Origin of the sequence: Streptomyces aquilus (assembly GCF_003955715.1) — a bacterium.
In the GTDB taxonomy this organism is placed as follows: Bacteria; Actinomycetota; Actinomycetes; order Streptomycetales; family Streptomycetaceae; genus Streptomyces; species Streptomyces aquilus.
This window is the reverse complement of the sequence record NZ_CP034463.1, coordinates 3,807,657-3,823,301: the sequence shown is the minus strand read 5'-3', so window position 1 is coordinate 3,823,301 and position 15,645 is coordinate 3,807,657. Positions and strand designations below refer to the sequence as shown.

Here is a 15,645-nt window from a genome sequence, read left to right as displayed (position 1 = left end):
CACATGACGACCTACACCGCACGCCCCGTCCCCCCGTCCGCTCTGAAAGAGCTCCGCTCCACCGACGACTCGGGGCGCGGGATGGTTCCCGTGACCGACGACGAGGGCGGCGCGCCCCTCCGGTGCTGCCTGCGGCGCAGCGTGCCGGGGGAGCGGATCGCCCTGGTCTCCTACGCCCCGCTGCGACGCTGGGCCGCGGAGACGGGCGCCGAGCCGGGGGCCTACGACGAGCAGGGGCCCGTCTTCATCCACGCCGAGGAGTGCCAGGGACCCGAGGGCGACGGATATCCGTTCGACAACGCCCACCGGACCGTCCGGCGCTACTCCGCCGCCGGGCACATCCTCGGCGGCGAGCTGGTCGCCACCCTCGACGACGACGCCTTCCGGAACGCGTTCGACGACCCGGCCGTGGCGCTCGTCCACGTCCGGGCCGTCGAGTACGGCTGTTTCCTCTACGAGGTGCGCAGGCCCGCCTAGCCCTTCAGCTCCGCCGCCACCAGCTCCGCGATCTGCACCGCGTTCAGGGCCGCGCCCTTGCGGAGGTTGTCGCCCGAGACGAACAGGGCGAGGCCGTTGTCGACGGTCTCGTCGCTGCGGATGCGGCCGACGTAGGAGACGTCCTTGCCGGCGGCCTGGAGCGGGGTCGGGATGTCGGAGAGCGCGACACCGGGGGCGCCGGCGAGCAGCTCGGTCGCGCGCTCCGGGCTGAGCGGACGCGCGAAGCGGGCGTTGAGCTGGAGCGAGTGGCCGGAGAAGACCGGGACGCGCACGCAGGTGCCGGAGACCTTCAGCTCGGGGAGCTCCAGGATCTTGCGGGACTCGTTGCGGAGCTTCTGCTCCTCGTCCGTCTCGTTCAGACCGTCGTCGACGAGGTTGCCGGCGAAGGGCAGCACGTTGAAGGCGATCGGACGCTTGTAGACCTGCGGCTCGGGGAAGTCGATCGCCCCGCCGTCGTGGGTCAGCTTGTCGGCGTCGGCGACGACCTTCTGGACCTGGCCGTGCAGCTCCGCCACGCCCGCGAGGCCGGAGCCGGAGACCGCCTGGTAGGTGGTGGCGACCAGCGCCGTCAGGCCCGCCTCGGCGTCCAGCACCTTCAGGACCGGCATCGCTGCCATGGTGGTGCAGTTCGGGTTGGCGATGATGCCCTTGGGGCGGTCCGCGATGGCGTGCGGGTTCACCTCGGAGACCACCAGCGGCACCTCGGGGTCCTTGCGCCAGGCCGAGGAGTTGTCGATCACGACCGCGCCCTGCGCGGCGACCTTCTCGGCCAGCGCCTTCGAGGTCGCGCCGCCCGCCGAGAACAGCACGATGTCCAGGCCCGTGTAGTCCGCCGTCGCCGCGTCCTCCACCGTCACGCCGTCCAGGACCGTCCCCGCCGAGCGGGCCGAGGCGAACAGACGCAGCTCGGTGACCGGGAACTCCCGCTCCACGAGGATCCTGCGCATGACCGTGCCGACCTGGCCGGTGGCTCCGACGATTCCTACCTTCACGACGACTCCTTCTACATGGCGGGTGCGTGGCCTGGACGTTTCCATCATGCGTCTCTTACCGGCCGGTGTGTCCAATCGTTTGCCCGAGGGATGGGACGGCATGCCGGTCAGGGGCGCAGCTCCAGCGTCCACTCGCCGAGGCAGCGCACGTGGAGGATCGAGCTCGATATGCGGTACGGACCGGAAGAAGCGGTGAGTTTCCGGTGCGGGAAGAGATTTTCGTCCAGCTCGAAGACGTGGATCATGGCCGTTCCGACGACCACCAGCTCGGCCTCGGGCCCGGTGTGACGTACGACTCCATACCAGCCACCCGGCGTCCGCGCGCCGAGCACGGGGGCCGCGCTGATCGGGGCCGGCTCCAGCCGCCACTTCGTGTCCTCGGCGGCCCGGACCGTGACGAAGCAGGTGCCGCCGGGGTCGACCCACACCGGACCCAGGGTGGGGCGGCGCCGGCCGAGCGTGTCGGCGATCATCGCCGACTTGCCGTAGGGGTGGTTCAGGGACCAGGCGCTGAGATGCTCGTCGTTGCCCCGTGAGGTCCGGGTCACCGTCATCAGGGTGGGCGGGCCCTGGTAGCGCAGGACGGTGCTGCCCCGGCCCTCGGTCGGGCCGGTGAGCGGCGGCGCCTGCTCCTCGGGCAGCAGCCGCAGCGTCCAGTCGCCCGCGCACTTGACCCGTACGGCCTGCTCGGCCCTGCCGTCGGCGAACAGCACGGCCGTGCCCCGGGTGCCGCGCTGGCGGCCGGTGAGCCACTCGTCCTCGTCGCCGTACTCGTCGACGAGCTTCACTTCGAGGCTGTAGTCGGCCTTCGCGCCGGGGAAGTCGTACTGGACCAGGGCCGGGCGCCCGGGGCGCGGGTTGAGGAGCGTGACCGTCTTGTCGCCGCGGCCCTCGTAGGCGCCGGTCTGCCGGCCCGTGGACGGGTCCCGGACGGGCAGCGGCTTGGCGGTGAGCTCCCAGCTGCCGTCGCCGTGCTCGACGACGAGGAGCAGCGGGCCGTCGGGGACCGGGACGGTCTGCTTGAGCTTGCCCGTCTCGTTGCACAGCATCTCGTGCTCGTCGAGGTCGTCGAAGTGCTCGGCCTCGTGGCAGTTCAGCACGAACCACTCGTCGCGGTCGGCGCCGCCGTCGAAGCGGACCTTCACATCGGCCATGGTGCCGGTGTAGGCGACGACGTCGGGGCCACGGCCCGTGAGCGTCTGCGTGCCCAGCTGCCGGGCCGCCGACAGCGGCAGCACGGTGATCGTCCAGTCGCCGTCGTAGTTGACCTTCATCCGCAGCGGGCGGTCGCGCGGGGGCTGCACCAGGGCGCGGCCGTGGAAGTCGCGCAGGGTGGTGTTGAAGACGGTGTCCTCGTCCTTGTTGCGCCGGTTCAGCGTCTCGACGAGCAGCCACTCGTCACCCCGGACCCGCGCCTCCACGATCACCGGCCCGGGCGGCAGCGGTACGTCCACGGAGACGACGCCGTTGCCGCGGCCGCTCTGGGTGTGGGGCCGGAAGTCGGTGCCGAGGGGGGTGGGCGTGTACGTGGGGATCGGGGCGGACGTCGGTACGGCATCGGCGATCGGCGGAACGGCCGCCTTGGTGACGCCGGCCTGCATCACCGGAGGCACCGGAGCCGGCGCGCTGGGCGGCACCTGCGCCACCGGTTCCTCCGCCACCACGATCCCGAAGTCCGTGGCCAGCCCCGCCAGCCCCGACTCCCACCCCTGCCCGACCGCCCGGAACTTCCACGCCCCGTTGCGCCGGTAGAACTCCCCGAGCACGAACGCCGTCTCCCCGGCGGCGTCCGTCACGTCGTAGTGCGCGACGATCGTGCCGTCGCCCGCGACGGTCTGGAGCGCCAGCCCCGGCACCGCCCCGAACGTGCCGCCGTCGCAGGACGCGGCGACCAGCACCCGCTGCACCGCCGGCTCCACCCGGGGCAGGTCCAGCTCCAGCCACTCGGCGAGCTGGTCCACGCCGTCCCCGGTACCGAGGTGCCGTACCGCGCCCGACGGGTGCGCGGGCTGGTTGTGGAAGACGAGGTCGGCGTCGCCACGCACCTTGCCCGTCGCGTCCAGCAGCAGCGCCGAGACGTCGACGACGGGCGTCCCCGGGACCTTCCGGCGGCAGACGGCAACCCTCAGAGGACCGGTGGGAACAGGGGTGTTGGCCCCCTTCACGATGTGGGTCATGGGGCACATGGTGGCAGTGAAGATCATGTGAAGAAAGAATTCCGGGAATCGGGCCGAACGTTTCCGCCCGGACCGGCGTCATAGAGGAAACGCGGCGAGGAGAGGGGGAGCTGTGCTGCGCAGAATGGCCCGCCGCGGCCAGCGGGACGGCGTCCATGACGGGCCGGACGACCCGCTCGACGCGGCCCAGGAACGTCGGGTGCGAGCCGTGCTCGCGCTCGGCGGCGTACCGCAGGCGGACCTGCCGGACGGGGTGCAGCAGGTCCGCCTGCGGTTGCTGGAGCGGGCGGCCAAGGGGTACGAGGCGCCGCGCGACGTCTCCGCGTGGGCGGCCGTCGTCGCCTCCAACCTCGCCATGGACTGGCACCGCGCCAAGCGCCGGCAGGAGCGCATCGGTGAACGCCTCGCCTCCTTGCGGCAGTTGGAGCATCCCTCCGGCGAGGACACCAGCGTGCTCTCGCTCGCCGTCGCCCAGGGGCTGGACGAACTCCCCGACGCCCAGCGCCAGGTCCTCGTCCTGCGGTTCTACGCCGACCTGCCGGTCCGGGACATCGCCCAGGAACTCGGCGTCCCCGAGGGCACGGTCAAGAGCAGGCTGCACACGGCGGTCCGCGCGTTGCGCGCCCGTCTGCACGAGGACGAGGTGGTGTGACATGACCGCCGAACACCGGGACGTCGACGCGCTGATGGCCGCGCTCACCGGCGAACCGCTGCCCGACGACGCGGATGCCGCACTCCGCGCCGAACACCGCGCGGCCACCGATGACATCGCCCTGCTGCGTGAGCAACTCGGCCTCATCGGAGACACGTTGGCGCGCGAGCCGCGCCCGGCGCCGAGGCCCGCGGCCCGTCCCTCACGTGTCCGCGGCTGGGCCCCCCGGCTCGCCTTCGGCACCCTCGCGGTCGCGGCGGCGGCCTCGGTGGTCACCGGGCTCGGCTGGCTGATCGCGACGGGCGGCAACGACTCCGCGGACGCCGGGAGCAGCGCCAGCGACAAGTCCCAGACCGGCGCCGAGGCCGGCCCCCGTTTCGGCAGCCCGCACTACCTGGCCTGCACCCGGCTGGTGGTCGAGGGGAAGGTCACCTCGGTCGAACGCCTCGCGGACCAGGTGCAGTTGCGGATCACCCTGGACGTGGTCCGCTACTACAAGCAGGACGGGGAGGGCCCGAAGCAGCTCACCTACGTCGTCGACGACGTCTTCGTCGACGGCCTGCACAAGGGCGACCGGGTGCTGTTCGGGGTGCTCCAGGGCGATGCCGTGCCCGACCACTGGGTGGTCGGCGAGAAGGAGGTGGCCCGCGAACGGGCCTGGGTCCAGGCGTCGTTGCCGGAGTCACGCGGCCTGCCGTGCGCATGAGAAGGGGCGCATGAGAACGCGCGCATGAGAAAGGGCGGGCGCCCAACGGACGCCCGCCCCTTTGCCGTATCCGTGGTTACGGCGTGACCTTCTCGATCTTCACGCTGCCGATGCCCGCGACCGTGCCGCGCGCGTTCACCAGCTGGACCTGGCCGAAGAACTCACGGCCCTCCGGAGCGGCCGCCAGGGCGGTGACGCTCGCGGAGACGTTCGCCGAGGCACCCGTGGCCAGCTTCACCGCGGCCGAGTCGTCGACCGTGACGGCGCCCAGGGCGGCGGAGAAGAACACGTCCTGGTAGTCGTACGCGGTGGTCCCGGCCGGGACCGAGTAGCCGACGACCTCGATGGTGTACGTCCCGGCGGCCGGGGAGGCGATCGAGACGGCCTCCTCCGAGTCGCCGTCGGCGGACTGGCCGACCTGGGTGCCCGCCGCGTCGTAGACCGTCAGGTCCAGGTCCGCGGAGGCGTCGGAGACGTTGCCGATGACCACGTCGAGCGACTTGGCGCCCTCGGGCACGTCGACCGTGGTGGTCTGGGTGGCACCCTCGGCGATGGACGGACGGGCCGACTTGGCCGAGCCGAGCGGGCCGCCGGCCAGCTTGCCGTCGAGGGCGGCGAAGTTGTTCGTCACCTTCCAGGAGGCGGCGACCGGGGTGCCGACCTTGGCCTCGGGCACGGTCACGACCTCCGGGGCGAAGGCGGCGCCGAGGACGGTGACGTCCAGCTTGTACGGGTTGTCGAGCAGCGGCGACGTACGGCGCGACTCGACCTCGATCTCCCAGACGCCGGCCTGCGGGTCCGCGTAGGAACGCACGTCGGGCTTGCAGCCGTTGCCGTCGAGGTAGTTGTTGTAGCAGTACGGGGTGCCGGTGTTGTCGACCGGAGTGCCGTACGGGTGGATCGCGATGAACCGGGTCTGGCTCTTGCCCTTCAGCCCGCCGATCGCGACCTCGAGGGACTTGGCGCCCTCGGGGACGGTCACGAAGTAGGACTGCGAGCTGTTGCGCTGGACGGTGCTGGACGCCGAGTAGGTGTACTTCACCGGCGTCGAGACCACGACCGTGTTCAGGATCTGCTTGTCGACGCCCTCGGTGAACGGGTTGTCGACGTCCAGGATCGCGCTCTTGATGCCGGCGGACGGCGACTTGGCGACGATCTTCACGGTGACCGGCTTGTTCAGCTCCAGCTTGACCACCGAGGAGCCGGCGATGGAGAAGGTGCCGGAGGCGTTGTTCTCCAGGCTCAGCAGGTGCCGGATCGGCTTGGCGTCGCCGGTCGTACGGGTGATGGTGACGTCGTACGACTTCTTGACGCCGGCCTTCAGGCCGCCCTCGCGGTCGTAGATGCCGGTGCCGAAGCCCGGCGTCTTCAGGAACTGGTCGATCGCGGTGTCGACCGGCGCCTTGACGGTGTACTCGTCGGCGGTCGCGCCGTCCCGGATCGCGTCCCAGGCGTCGACGATGTCGATGCGGCCCGCGCCCTCCTCGTACGCCTGCACACCCTTGATGTGGTGGGCGGTCGAGGTCAGTGCCGTGCGCAGGGTCGCCGGGGTGAGGGCGATGCCCTTCTGCTTGGCGGCGGAGAGCAGCAGCGCCGAGGCGCCCGCGGCCTGCGGGGAGGCCATCGAGGTGCCCTGGAGCATCGAGTAGCCGGCCGGCAGCGTGTAGCCCGCCTCGGCGACCGGGGAGCCCGGCAGCCAGGTCTGGGTGGTGTTGATCGAGGCACCCGGGGCGACGAGCGTCGGCGTGAAGCCGCCGTCCTCACGCGGGCCGCGCGAGGAGAAGGGCAGCAGCGCGTACGGCTTCGACACGGCGGAGCCGTAGTTGGACGCCCAGGTCGCCTTGGAGATGGCGGCGCCGACCGAGATCACCTTGTCGGCGAGGCCCGGGTCACCGATGGTGTTGGCACCGGGGCCGGAGTTGCCGGCCGAGATGACCAGCTGGACGCCGTAGGTGTCGATGAGGCGCGTGTAGAGCTCGGCGCGCGCGTTGTTGCCGTCGTTCAGCGCCGGCAGACCGCCGATCGACATGTTGACGATGTCGACACCGCGCTTGGTGACGAGGTCGATCATGCCCTCGGTGAGCGCGACGTTGGTGCAGCCGCCGGTCCAGGTGCAGGCACGGGACGAGACGATCTTCGCGCCCGGGGCCGCGCCGTTCATCTTGCCGCCGAACAGGCCGTTGGCGGAGGTGATGCCGGCGACGTGGGTGCCGTGCTCGGACTCGATGACGCCGATGTTGACGTAGTCGGACTTGTCACCGGCGGCGTTGAAGACGACGTCCTTGCGGATCTCGACGACGAACGGCTGGCGCTCGACGACGTCGGTGGACGGGTTGTCGGTACCGAAGTAGCCGATCTGGAAGCCGTCCTTGTACGGCTTCATGGCCGTGTCGTCGGTGAAGTCGTTGTTGTTGTTCAGGTCGACCCGGACGGTGCCGGCGGCCGCGTCGTACAGCACGCCCCAGACGTCGGTGGTGTCGCCGTCGCGGTTGGCGTCGCCCTTGGCGTCACCGCCGGCCGTGGCCGACTCGCGGAACAGGTTGAACTGGTAGGCGCCCGCCGGGGCCTTCCAGGTGGCGCCCGCGATGGTGAAGGTCGGGCCGCTGACCGGGTTGTTCATCCGCCGCCAGGTGGCATCGCCGTCGGAGACCGGGTCGGTCGACGTCACCCAGTCGACGATCTTGCGCTCGCCGGTGGTGGTCTTCTGCAGCGCCGGGTGACCGAGGTCGACACCGGAGTCCAGGATGCCGATGGTGACGCCGCGGCCGTCCGCCTTCGGGTGGTCCTGCACGAACTCGACGGCGCCCGTCTCGAAGGACGGGTTGTACGGGTTCACGGCGGGGGTCTTCTTGTCCGGCGCCGGGTACGTCTTCGTCGTCGCGGCGGACGCGGCACCCTTGGCGGTGTCGGCGGCCGGCGTCGGGTCGTCGAGCGCGATCTCCTGCCGCAGGTCGATGCCGTGCACGGAGGAGAGCTTGGCGGCGGCCGCGATGGCCGCGTCGGCCTTTGCGGTCGGCACGGTGGCGCGGACGTAACCGAGCTTGTCGTAGGTCTTGCCCACGAGGCCGCCCTTGACCGCGTCCAGCTCCTCGGCGACCTGCTCGGTCTTGCCGGGGGCGGTGGCGACCATCAGCGTGACGTTCTTGTCGCCGGCGGCCTTGGCCTCGGCGAGGAGCTCCGCGTCGTCCGAACCGAGCTTCTGGGCGGCGGACTTGACGCCCGGGTCGGCCGCGGCCGGCGTGTCGGCGTCGGCGGAGAAGGCCATGGGTATCGGCCCGGCCGCGGAGAGCGCGGCCACGAGACCGGCGGCCACGGCAATGCGCACCACGCGTCTCGCGCCGCCCGATATCGGATCGCGCTGGGGGGTGAGGGTCATCGGCATCCCTTGTAGGTAAAGGAACGTGCGTTCTGCGAGCGCACAGCTTTACGCATGGGAAGGATGTTTAGGGAGAGTTGACCGAATCGATATGGGGTGGTGGGGAAAACCCGCGATCCCTTTTGGGAAGTTGAGCAACAAAAGGGACAAGTCTCTTACGTTTCTCTCAGCTTTCTCTGGTACGCGCATAGTGCCGCGACGCCTTCGCCCGGTTCCCGCACGCCGCCATCGAGCACCAGCGGCGCGTCCCGTTCCGTGACGTGTCGAAGAAGTGCAGGATGCACGCCTCGTGGGCGCAGCCCCGGATGCGGTCGGGTGCGGTGGCGAGGAGCTCCAGGTAGTTGCGGGCGGCGAGCCAGGCGGGCCCCCACGCGGGGTCGCGGAACTCCGGGACCTCGCCCGGCCCTTCGGCGGTGAGGGTGGCCCGGATGCGGCCGTGATCGAGTACGGCGTCCAGCGGGGCCGTCTCGCCCCCGTCGACGGCCTTCCGCAGCGCGTCCCGCGCCTGGAGGGTGTGCCGCAGCGTCGGCGCGTCGGCCGCGAACCGTCCGTCGAGCGCGTTGGCGGCCAGCCATACGGCGAGCCCGTCGTCGTCCTGGAGCAGGTCCTGGACGGCGCCTTCCCGCATCCACCGCGTGTTGAGCAGGTCGAGGGCGAGGGGCTCGCCGGTGAGGGGGCGCGGGTCGGCAGACATGTGGGGGCTCCTTCGGTGCTAACCGCTCAAGGGTACGTGAGGGGTTGCGGCAATCGCATCTAACCCTTAACTTCAATAAGAGAGGTTAGCCATGAGGGCGGCCGTTTTTCCCTGGGGAGAGTCATGACCTTGCGCACCGGCCACATCGGCCTGAACGTCACCGACCTCGACCGCTCGCTCGCCTTCTACCGGGACGTCCTGGGCTTCACGCTGATCGGCGAGGGCAAGGAGGAGGACCGCCGGTACGCGTTCCTGGGCGACGGCTCGGCCCTCGTCCTCACGCTCTGGCAGCAGGCGGCGAACGGCTTCGCGGGCGACCGCGCCGGCCTGCACCACCTCGCCTTCGAGGCGGATTCGATCGAGCGGGTGCGGGAGTACGAGGAGGCGCTGCGGACGTACGGCGTGGACTTCGCCTACGACGGGGTCGTCGCCCACCGCGAGGGCGCGGCGTCCGGCGGCATCTTCTTCCACGACCCCGACGGGACCCGGCTGGAGATCTCGGTGCCGGACGGCGCGGAGGGCGCGCCGGCGCCCGTGGAGTCGGCTCCGACCTGCGGGTTCTTCTAGCCATGGGCACGTATCACGCGGGTTCGCGCGCCGTGCAGGACCGGGTGGGCGTGCGGGAGCGCGCGGACCATGTGGGCGCCTCGATCGGCGAGGGCATCAAGCCGGTCGCCGCCGCGTTCCTCGGCTTGCAGCCCCTGCTCGTCGTGGGCGCCGCGGACCCGTCGACGGGAGAGGTCTGGGCGTCCGCGCTGCACGGGCCGCCGGGTTTCGTACGGGCGACCGGCCCCCGCCAGATGTCGGTGACGGGAGCAGTGGCGGCCTCGGACCCGCTCGCCCCGGCCCTCACCGGCGACGGCACCCTGGTGGGCACGATCGCCCTCGACCCCCGCACCCGCCGCCGGATGCGCCTCAACGGCCGACTCCGACCAACGGAACGGGGATTCGTGGTGACGGCGGAACAGGTCTTCGCCAACTGCCCGAAGTATCTGCAGAAGAGGGACTCGTACGAGGTGGTGGCCGACCGGGCCGGGCAGGAACCGCGACGCGGATCCGAACTGACGCCGTCGCAGGCGGAGTTCATCACCGCGTCCGACACCTTCTTCCTGGCGACCGGCCACCCGGGCGGCGCCGACGCCAGCCACCGCGGCGGCAACCCCGGCTTCGTGCACGTCGCTTCACCGCTCGAGCTCAGCTGGCGCGACTACCCGGGCAACTCGATGTTCCTCTCCCTGGGGAACCTCGACACCGACCCCAGGGCGGGCCTGCTGTTCCTGGACTGGACGACGGGCACCACCCTCCAGCTCACGGGCGAGGCACGGACGGAGTTCGCAGGCACCGAACGCCGGGTGCGGTTCACCGTCACGCAGGCCGTCGAACGGCCCTCGGCACTCCCGCTGCGCTGGTCGGCCCCGGAACACTCCCCGGCCAATCCCGACCCCGCGGGCTAACTTCACTGCATGCGCAAGAAGTTGAGGGTGGCGGCCTACGCCGTGTGCGTCCGTGACGAACAGATCCTCCTCGCCCGCTGGATCGACGACGACGGCAAACCGGAGTGGACCCTGCCGGGCGGCGGCATGGAACACGGCGAGGACCCCTACGACACCGTGCTGCGGGAGGTGATGGAGGAGACGGGACACACGATCGAGATCACCGGCCTGCTCGGCGTGAACTCCATCCGCCTCACACAGAAGCGGAGGTGGGGCCGGAACATCGACCGCCAGGGCCTGCGCCTCGTCTACGAGGGCCGGGTCACCGGCGGCGAACTGCGCCCCGAGGTCGGCGGCTCCACGGACATGGCGGCCTGGCACCCCCTGACGGAGGTGCCCGCGCTGAACCGGGTCGGGCTGGTGGACGTGGGGCTCGCGCTGTGGCGGGAGCGGCCGGTGACGGGACGGGTGACGGGCGTACGGGAGTGACCGGCGGCCGTCGCCGCGATTCCCTCCCGGACGGGCCGCTCGTCTGGGATGCTGAGCGGCATCGCCATTGCCGAGGGGGACGGCCATGGAATGGTCGATGTCCATCACATACGGTGCGCTGGGCGGCCTCGTCGTGGAGATCGTGGTCTTCTACGGCCGGATCGCGACGTGGCAGGCGGCCAGGCACCGGGCGCTGTCGCGGAACCGGCGGCGCGACAAGCTGCCGCGCTTCGACAAGTACATCGACCCGCCCTCCGACGCGCTGGCCGCCCTGACCCGGGTCTCCCTCGGCGCGGGCGCCGGCTGGCTCTTCTCCGGTCAGCTGACGGGCGCGCTGGCCACCGTGGCGGTCGGGGCGTCGGCGCCCGCGCTGCTGAGGCAGTTCGGCAGCGCGCGCACGCTCCAGGCGGCGATCGCCGGGACCCAGCCCGAACCGGCGGCGCCCGCGGCCTCGGCGGGTGAAGAGGTGCTCGAATCATGAGCCGCCTCGCGGAGCGCTACTGGGCCTCCCTGACGGACACCCGCCCCGAGGCCCTGGACCACCTCATCGAACACGGCCGCCGCCGGGATCTGCCGCTGTGGCGGAGGTATGTGGCGTCGCTGCTGGACGTCGAGCCGCTCGCCCCCGTCGGCGACCCGGGCACACGTCAGCAGGAGGGGGACGAGGAACCGGAACCCCCGACGTCCACGCTCTACTACTCCCTCGACACGGACATCGCCCTCGGGCACACCGCGCCGGAGCGCAGGGCCGGGCGCCTCATCGCCGGCTGGGCGCTCACCGCGGTCTTCGTCGTCGCGGCCGTCCTCGGCTTCTCTCTTCACTTCGGCGCCCAGGAGCAGGTGGCCCCGGTCATCGAGATCGGCGGCGCCCCGCGTACGAGCCCGCCGCCCGAGGCGCGTGAGGAGGCGGGCGGGTACGCCTGGCTCCCGCCCCAGGGCTGGCACCGGGACGTGAAGACCGTCGCCGAGGTGCACTACACCTCCCCGAGCGGGGACCAGGAGGTGGCGGCCAAGTCCTCCCTCGCTCGCGGCGACCTGATGAAGACCTGGAAGACGTCGGAGAAGAACGCCCGGCAGGGCGACGGGTACCAGAAGATCCGCTTGGAGGAGGCCCGCTTCGAGGGCTGGCCCGCGGTCCTGTGGGAGTACACCTTCACGCTCAACGGCGAGTCCTGGCACGCGGTGCTTCTCGGCTTCACGGTGGAGGGGCAGACGTACCAGATCAACACCTGGTACCAGCCCACCGCGACCCAGCCGGTCAAGACCTACGAGAAGGTCCGGGCGAGCTTCACCCTCCTGCCGGCGTCCCCCTCGACTACCCCGCCAGATGAACTGAGCGTGACCACTCTCCGGCCAACCGGCGAGCCCTCGTAGACACCCAGGGTCCCCCAAGATCCACGTACGGTGATCGGCGTCGCGCGTTGCCGCCTCGTTCACGCGCAGGCCATCCCCGCTGCCAACGATCCGGAGTGAGCGGGGAATTCGCGGCAGCGAGCGACCCGCGACCACTGCCGACGCGTTCGCACTCGGGGAGATCGCGCCATGTCGCGCATACGCTCTGTCGCCACCTCCGCCCTGGCGGTCAACCGCCGTACCGTCCTCGCCGCCACCGGCGCCGCAGCCGTCTCCGCCGGCGTCGGCTACGCCCTGCGGCCCACCGACAGCCAGGCCGCCACCACCACGCCCGCCGCCGACACCGCCGCCGAGGCGCCGGTCGCCCAGTCCCGGCGGGCCCCGGCGGCCGCCCCCCTCGCGCCCTACACCCGCGGCACCACGGTCGCCACCGTCGCCGCCCCGCGCACCTCCTCCGGCTTCCGCCGCCTCGGCGACGGCCCCGGCTGGGCGCGTGTCGTGCGCGGCGACCTCGCCGCCGCGAAGTCCGGCCGGGCCGGCCGCCGTACCGCGCTCGCCGCGTTCGTGCAGCTCACCGACATGCACATCATCGACGCCCAGCACCCGATGCGCCTGGAGTACCTGCGCTCGACCGACGTGCACGCCTGGCGCCCCCAGGAGGCGCTCACCGTGCACGGCGCGATCGCCCTCGTCGAGCGGATCAACGCCCTGCGCGGCGCGCCCGTCACCGGTGCCCCGCTGCACTTCGCGATGACCACCGGCGACAACACGGACAACAACGCCAAGACGGAGCTGGAGTGGTTCCTGACGGTGATGAGCGGCGGCCGGATCAGCGCCAACTCCGGTGACCCGCGGCACTACGAGGGCGTCATGAACAGCGGCATCAAGCAGTACTGGCAGCCCGACGCCACGGTCCGCGACGCCGACAAGCAGCGCGGCTTCCCGCACCTCGACGGCTTCCTCGCCGCCGCGATCCGCGAGCTCAACAGCCCCGGCCTGAACCTGCCCTGGTACTCCACGGTCGGCAACCACGACGCCATGCCGCTCGGCTGCTACGGCTCCCACGCCGACCCCTGGCTCACCGAGTACGCGATGGGCGGCAAGAAGCTCATGAGCCTGCCGGCCGCCGAGGCGAAGAAGCTCCAGGACGCCATCAAGACGGCCAAGGACCCCAAGGGCGCCGGCTTCCGCGAGCTGCTCAAGGCGCACGCCCGCGACATGCGCTCGGTCACGCCGGACGAGAACCGGGCACCGTACACGCCGACCGAGTACCTCAAGGCCCACCTCGACCCGGCCCACCGCGGCCTCGGACCCGTGGGCCACGGCTACTCCACCGCCAACCTCGACGCGGGCACCCAGTACTACACCTTCCGCATCGCCGACGACGTCATCGGCATCAGCCTCGACACCACCGACGCCGGCGGCCACTACGAAGGGTCCGTGGGGACCGCCCAGCTGAAGTGGCTGGAGAAGACCCTGAAGGACAACAAGGACTCGTACGCCATCGTCTTCAGCCACCACACCAGCAAGTCGATGGACAACACCCGCCCCGACCCGGCCCGCCCCGGCGAGCGGCGGCACAGCGGTGCGGAGGTCGTCTCCCTGCTGTCCCGCCAACGCAACGTCCTGGCCTGGGTCAACGGCCACATCCACCGCAACGACATCACCGCGCACAGCGGCTCCGGCGGCGGCCACGGCTTCTGGGAGATCTCCACCGCCTCCCACGTCGACTACCCCCAGCTCGCCCGCGTCATCGAGCTGGTGGACAACAAGGACGGCACGCTCTCCCTGTTCACCACCTGCGTCGAGTCCTCCGCCCCGCACCGCACCGACTTCGCCGACCTCTCCCAGACGGGCCTGGCGGCGCTGTACCGAGAGCTGTCCTTCAACGCCCCGGGCGCCAGCACCACGCTGGGCGGCGCGGCGCGGGACCGCAACACGGAGCTGGTGCTGAAGAAGGGCTGAAAACCGCTCAACCGGAGCAGAGCGGTCAACCTCGGCGATCGCGCCCGTGTCTCCCTCCCCGACCAGCAGCGAAGGCCGGAAGGGGAAGAGCATGAGGACCGTACGGACGACTCTCGTGGCGGTGACGGCGGTGGTGCTGTCGGCGGCACTGGCGGCACCCGCGTTCGCCGCCCCGAGAGGTCACGGCGACCACGAGGCGACCCGGGAGGCGATCGAGGCCGCCGTGAAGGATGGCGTCCCCGGCGTCACCCTCACCGCGGGGAACTGGTCGGCGACGGCCGGCGTGGGCAACCTGCGCACCGGCGCGCCCCGTTCGGCCGACGACCGCTACCGCATCGGCAGCATCACCAAGACCTTCGTGTCGACCGTGCTGCTCCAACTGGAGGCGGAGGGACGGCTGTCGCTGGACGACACGGTGGAGAAGTGGCTGCCGGGCGTGGTGCGGGGGAACGGCCACGACGGCGGCAAGATCACCCTCCGGCAACTCCTCAACCACACCAGCGGCATCTACGACTACACCGAGGACGCGGAGTTCGTCCGGACCTACTTCATGGCGGACGGCTTCTTCAAGCACCGCTACGACACCAGGACGCCGCGGGACCTGGTGGCGATCGCCATGACCCACCAGCCGGAGTTCGCGCCGGGCACGACGTGGCAGTACTCCAACACCAACTACATCGTCGCGGGGATGGTGATCGAGAAGGTGACGGGGGCGCCGTACGGCGACGAGATCCGGCGGCGGGTGATCGAGCCGCTCGGCCTGCACGCCACCTCCGTGCCCGGCACCCGCGCCACCGTCCCGCAGCCCAGCAGCCGTGCCTACTCCAAGCTCGCGGAGACGACGACGGGACCGACGTACGACGTCACGAAGCTCAACCCGTCCCTCGCTGGCTCGGCGGGCGAGATGATCTCCGACTCCAAGGACCTCAACCGCTTCTACGCGGCCCTGCTGAAGGGCCGGCTGCTTCCGCCCAAGCAGCTGAAGGAGATGAAGACGACCGTGCCGACCGGCGGACCCGGTCAGTACGGTCTCGGCATCGCGGGTGTCGCGCTCAGCTGCGGCCTGCGTGTCTGGGGCCACGACGGCGGCATCCACGGCTCCCAGACGGTGGCCCTGACCACCGGCGACGGCCGGCATTCCGTCGCCTTCAACTTCAACGGCGACTGGTCGGGGGACGCGGTCGCGGTGGTCGAGGCGGAGTTCTGCGGCGAGTAGCCACGCCGACCCGGACACGAAGCACCGCGTTCATCCGGACGTAACGTCCGTACCGCCTCATATCGGCTAACCCGCAGTTCACGGGGATGGCTCG

Annotated in this window: 14 protein-coding genes; 10 read left to right on the top strand and 4 right to left on the bottom strand. The window is 71.3% G+C overall.

The genetic code is table 11. From position 1 onward, the window contains the following. Positions 1-3 precede the first annotated feature (3 nt). Positions 4-477, top strand: a complete 474-nt coding sequence (locus EJC51_RS17520) for a DUF1203 domain-containing protein (RefSeq protein WP_126277000.1) — start codon at positions 4-6, stop codon at positions 475-477. Here EJC51_RS17520 and EJC51_RS17515 read toward each other — a convergent pair. Together EJC51_RS17515 and EJC51_RS17510 are read right to left on the bottom strand one after the other, a co-directional pair. After that, positions 474-1,490: an aspartate-semialdehyde dehydrogenase gene (locus tag EJC51_RS17515; protein ID WP_126271938.1), complete on the bottom strand. Its 1,017-nt coding sequence runs from the start codon at positions 1,488-1,490 to the stop codon at positions 474-476. The genes EJC51_RS17520 and EJC51_RS17515 overlap by 4 nt on opposite strands. A 107-nt stretch (positions 1,491-1,597) precedes the next feature. Beyond that, on the bottom strand, positions 1,598-3,667 hold the full coding sequence (locus tag EJC51_RS17510) for a TerD family protein (protein WP_126271937.1): 2,070 nt from the start codon (positions 3,665-3,667) through the stop codon (positions 1,598-1,600). A gap of 112 nt (positions 3,668-3,779) precedes the next feature. Here EJC51_RS17510 and EJC51_RS17505 point away from each other — a divergent pair, with 112 nt between their 5' ends. Both EJC51_RS17505 and EJC51_RS17500 read left to right on the top strand, forming a co-directional pair. Beyond that, positions 3,780-4,319: a sigma-70 family RNA polymerase sigma factor gene (locus tag EJC51_RS17505; protein ID WP_126271936.1), complete on the top strand. Its 540-nt coding sequence runs from the start codon at positions 3,780-3,782 to the stop codon at positions 4,317-4,319. Position 4,320: 1 nt separating this feature from the next. Continuing rightward, positions 4,321-5,025: a hypothetical protein gene (locus tag EJC51_RS17500; RefSeq protein ID WP_126271935.1), complete on the top strand. Its 705-nt coding sequence runs from the start codon at positions 4,321-4,323 to the stop codon at positions 5,023-5,025. A 76-nt stretch (positions 5,026-5,101) separates the two neighbouring features. Here EJC51_RS17500 and EJC51_RS17495 read toward each other — a convergent pair whose 3' ends face one another. Both EJC51_RS17495 and EJC51_RS17490 read right to left on the bottom strand, forming a co-directional pair. Then, on the bottom strand, positions 5,102-8,401 hold the full coding sequence (locus tag EJC51_RS17495; RefSeq protein ID WP_126271934.1) for a S8 family serine peptidase: 3,300 nt from the start codon (positions 8,399-8,401) through the stop codon (positions 5,102-5,104). A gap of 166 nt (positions 8,402-8,567) precedes the next feature. Continuing rightward, a complete protein-coding gene (locus EJC51_RS17490) occupies positions 8,568-9,095 on the bottom strand; it encodes a CGNR zinc finger domain-containing protein (protein ID WP_126271933.1) in 528 nt (175 codons plus the stop codon). A gap of 123 nt (positions 9,096-9,218) precedes the next feature. Here EJC51_RS17490 and EJC51_RS17485 point away from each other — a divergent pair, with 123 nt between their 5' ends. The 7 genes from EJC51_RS17485 (at position 9,219) to EJC51_RS17455 (ending at position 15,551) form a co-directional block, all read left to right on the top strand. After that, positions 9,219-9,662, top strand: coding sequence for a VOC family protein (locus tag EJC51_RS17485; protein WP_126271932.1), 444 nt, complete (start codon positions 9,219-9,221; stop codon positions 9,660-9,662). Positions 9,663-9,664: 2 nt separating this feature from the next. After that, complete coding sequence (locus EJC51_RS17480; RefSeq protein WP_126271931.1) at positions 9,665-10,549, top strand: pyridoxamine 5'-phosphate oxidase family protein; 885 nt, start codon at positions 9,665-9,667, stop codon at positions 10,547-10,549. Between the two features lie 9 nt (positions 10,550-10,558). Next, on the top strand, positions 10,559-11,017 hold the full coding sequence (locus EJC51_RS17475; protein ID WP_126271930.1) for an NUDIX hydrolase: 459 nt from the start codon (positions 10,559-10,561) through the stop codon (positions 11,015-11,017). Between the two features lie 97 nt (positions 11,018-11,114). Continuing rightward, positions 11,115-11,498: a hypothetical protein gene (locus EJC51_RS17470; protein WP_126271929.1), complete on the top strand. Its 384-nt coding sequence runs from the start codon at positions 11,115-11,117 to the stop codon at positions 11,496-11,498. Beyond that, positions 11,495-12,391 carry a hypothetical protein gene (locus EJC51_RS17465; protein ID WP_126271928.1) on the top strand — a complete coding sequence of 299 codons (897 nt, stop codon included), beginning with the start codon at positions 11,495-11,497 and terminating at the stop codon, positions 12,389-12,391. Before EJC51_RS17470 ends, EJC51_RS17465 begins: the two co-directional genes overlap by 4 nt. Before the next feature lie 168 nt (positions 12,392-12,559). Next, entirely contained in the window at positions 12,560-14,335 is a 1,776-nt protein-coding gene (locus EJC51_RS17460) for a TIGR03767 family metallophosphoesterase (RefSeq protein ID WP_126271927.1), read from the top strand. 91 nt (positions 14,336-14,426) lie between these two features. Beyond that, entirely contained in the window at positions 14,427-15,551 is a 1,125-nt protein-coding gene (locus EJC51_RS17455) for a serine hydrolase domain-containing protein (RefSeq protein WP_126271926.1), read from the top strand. Positions 15,552-15,645: the final 94 nt, after the last annotated feature.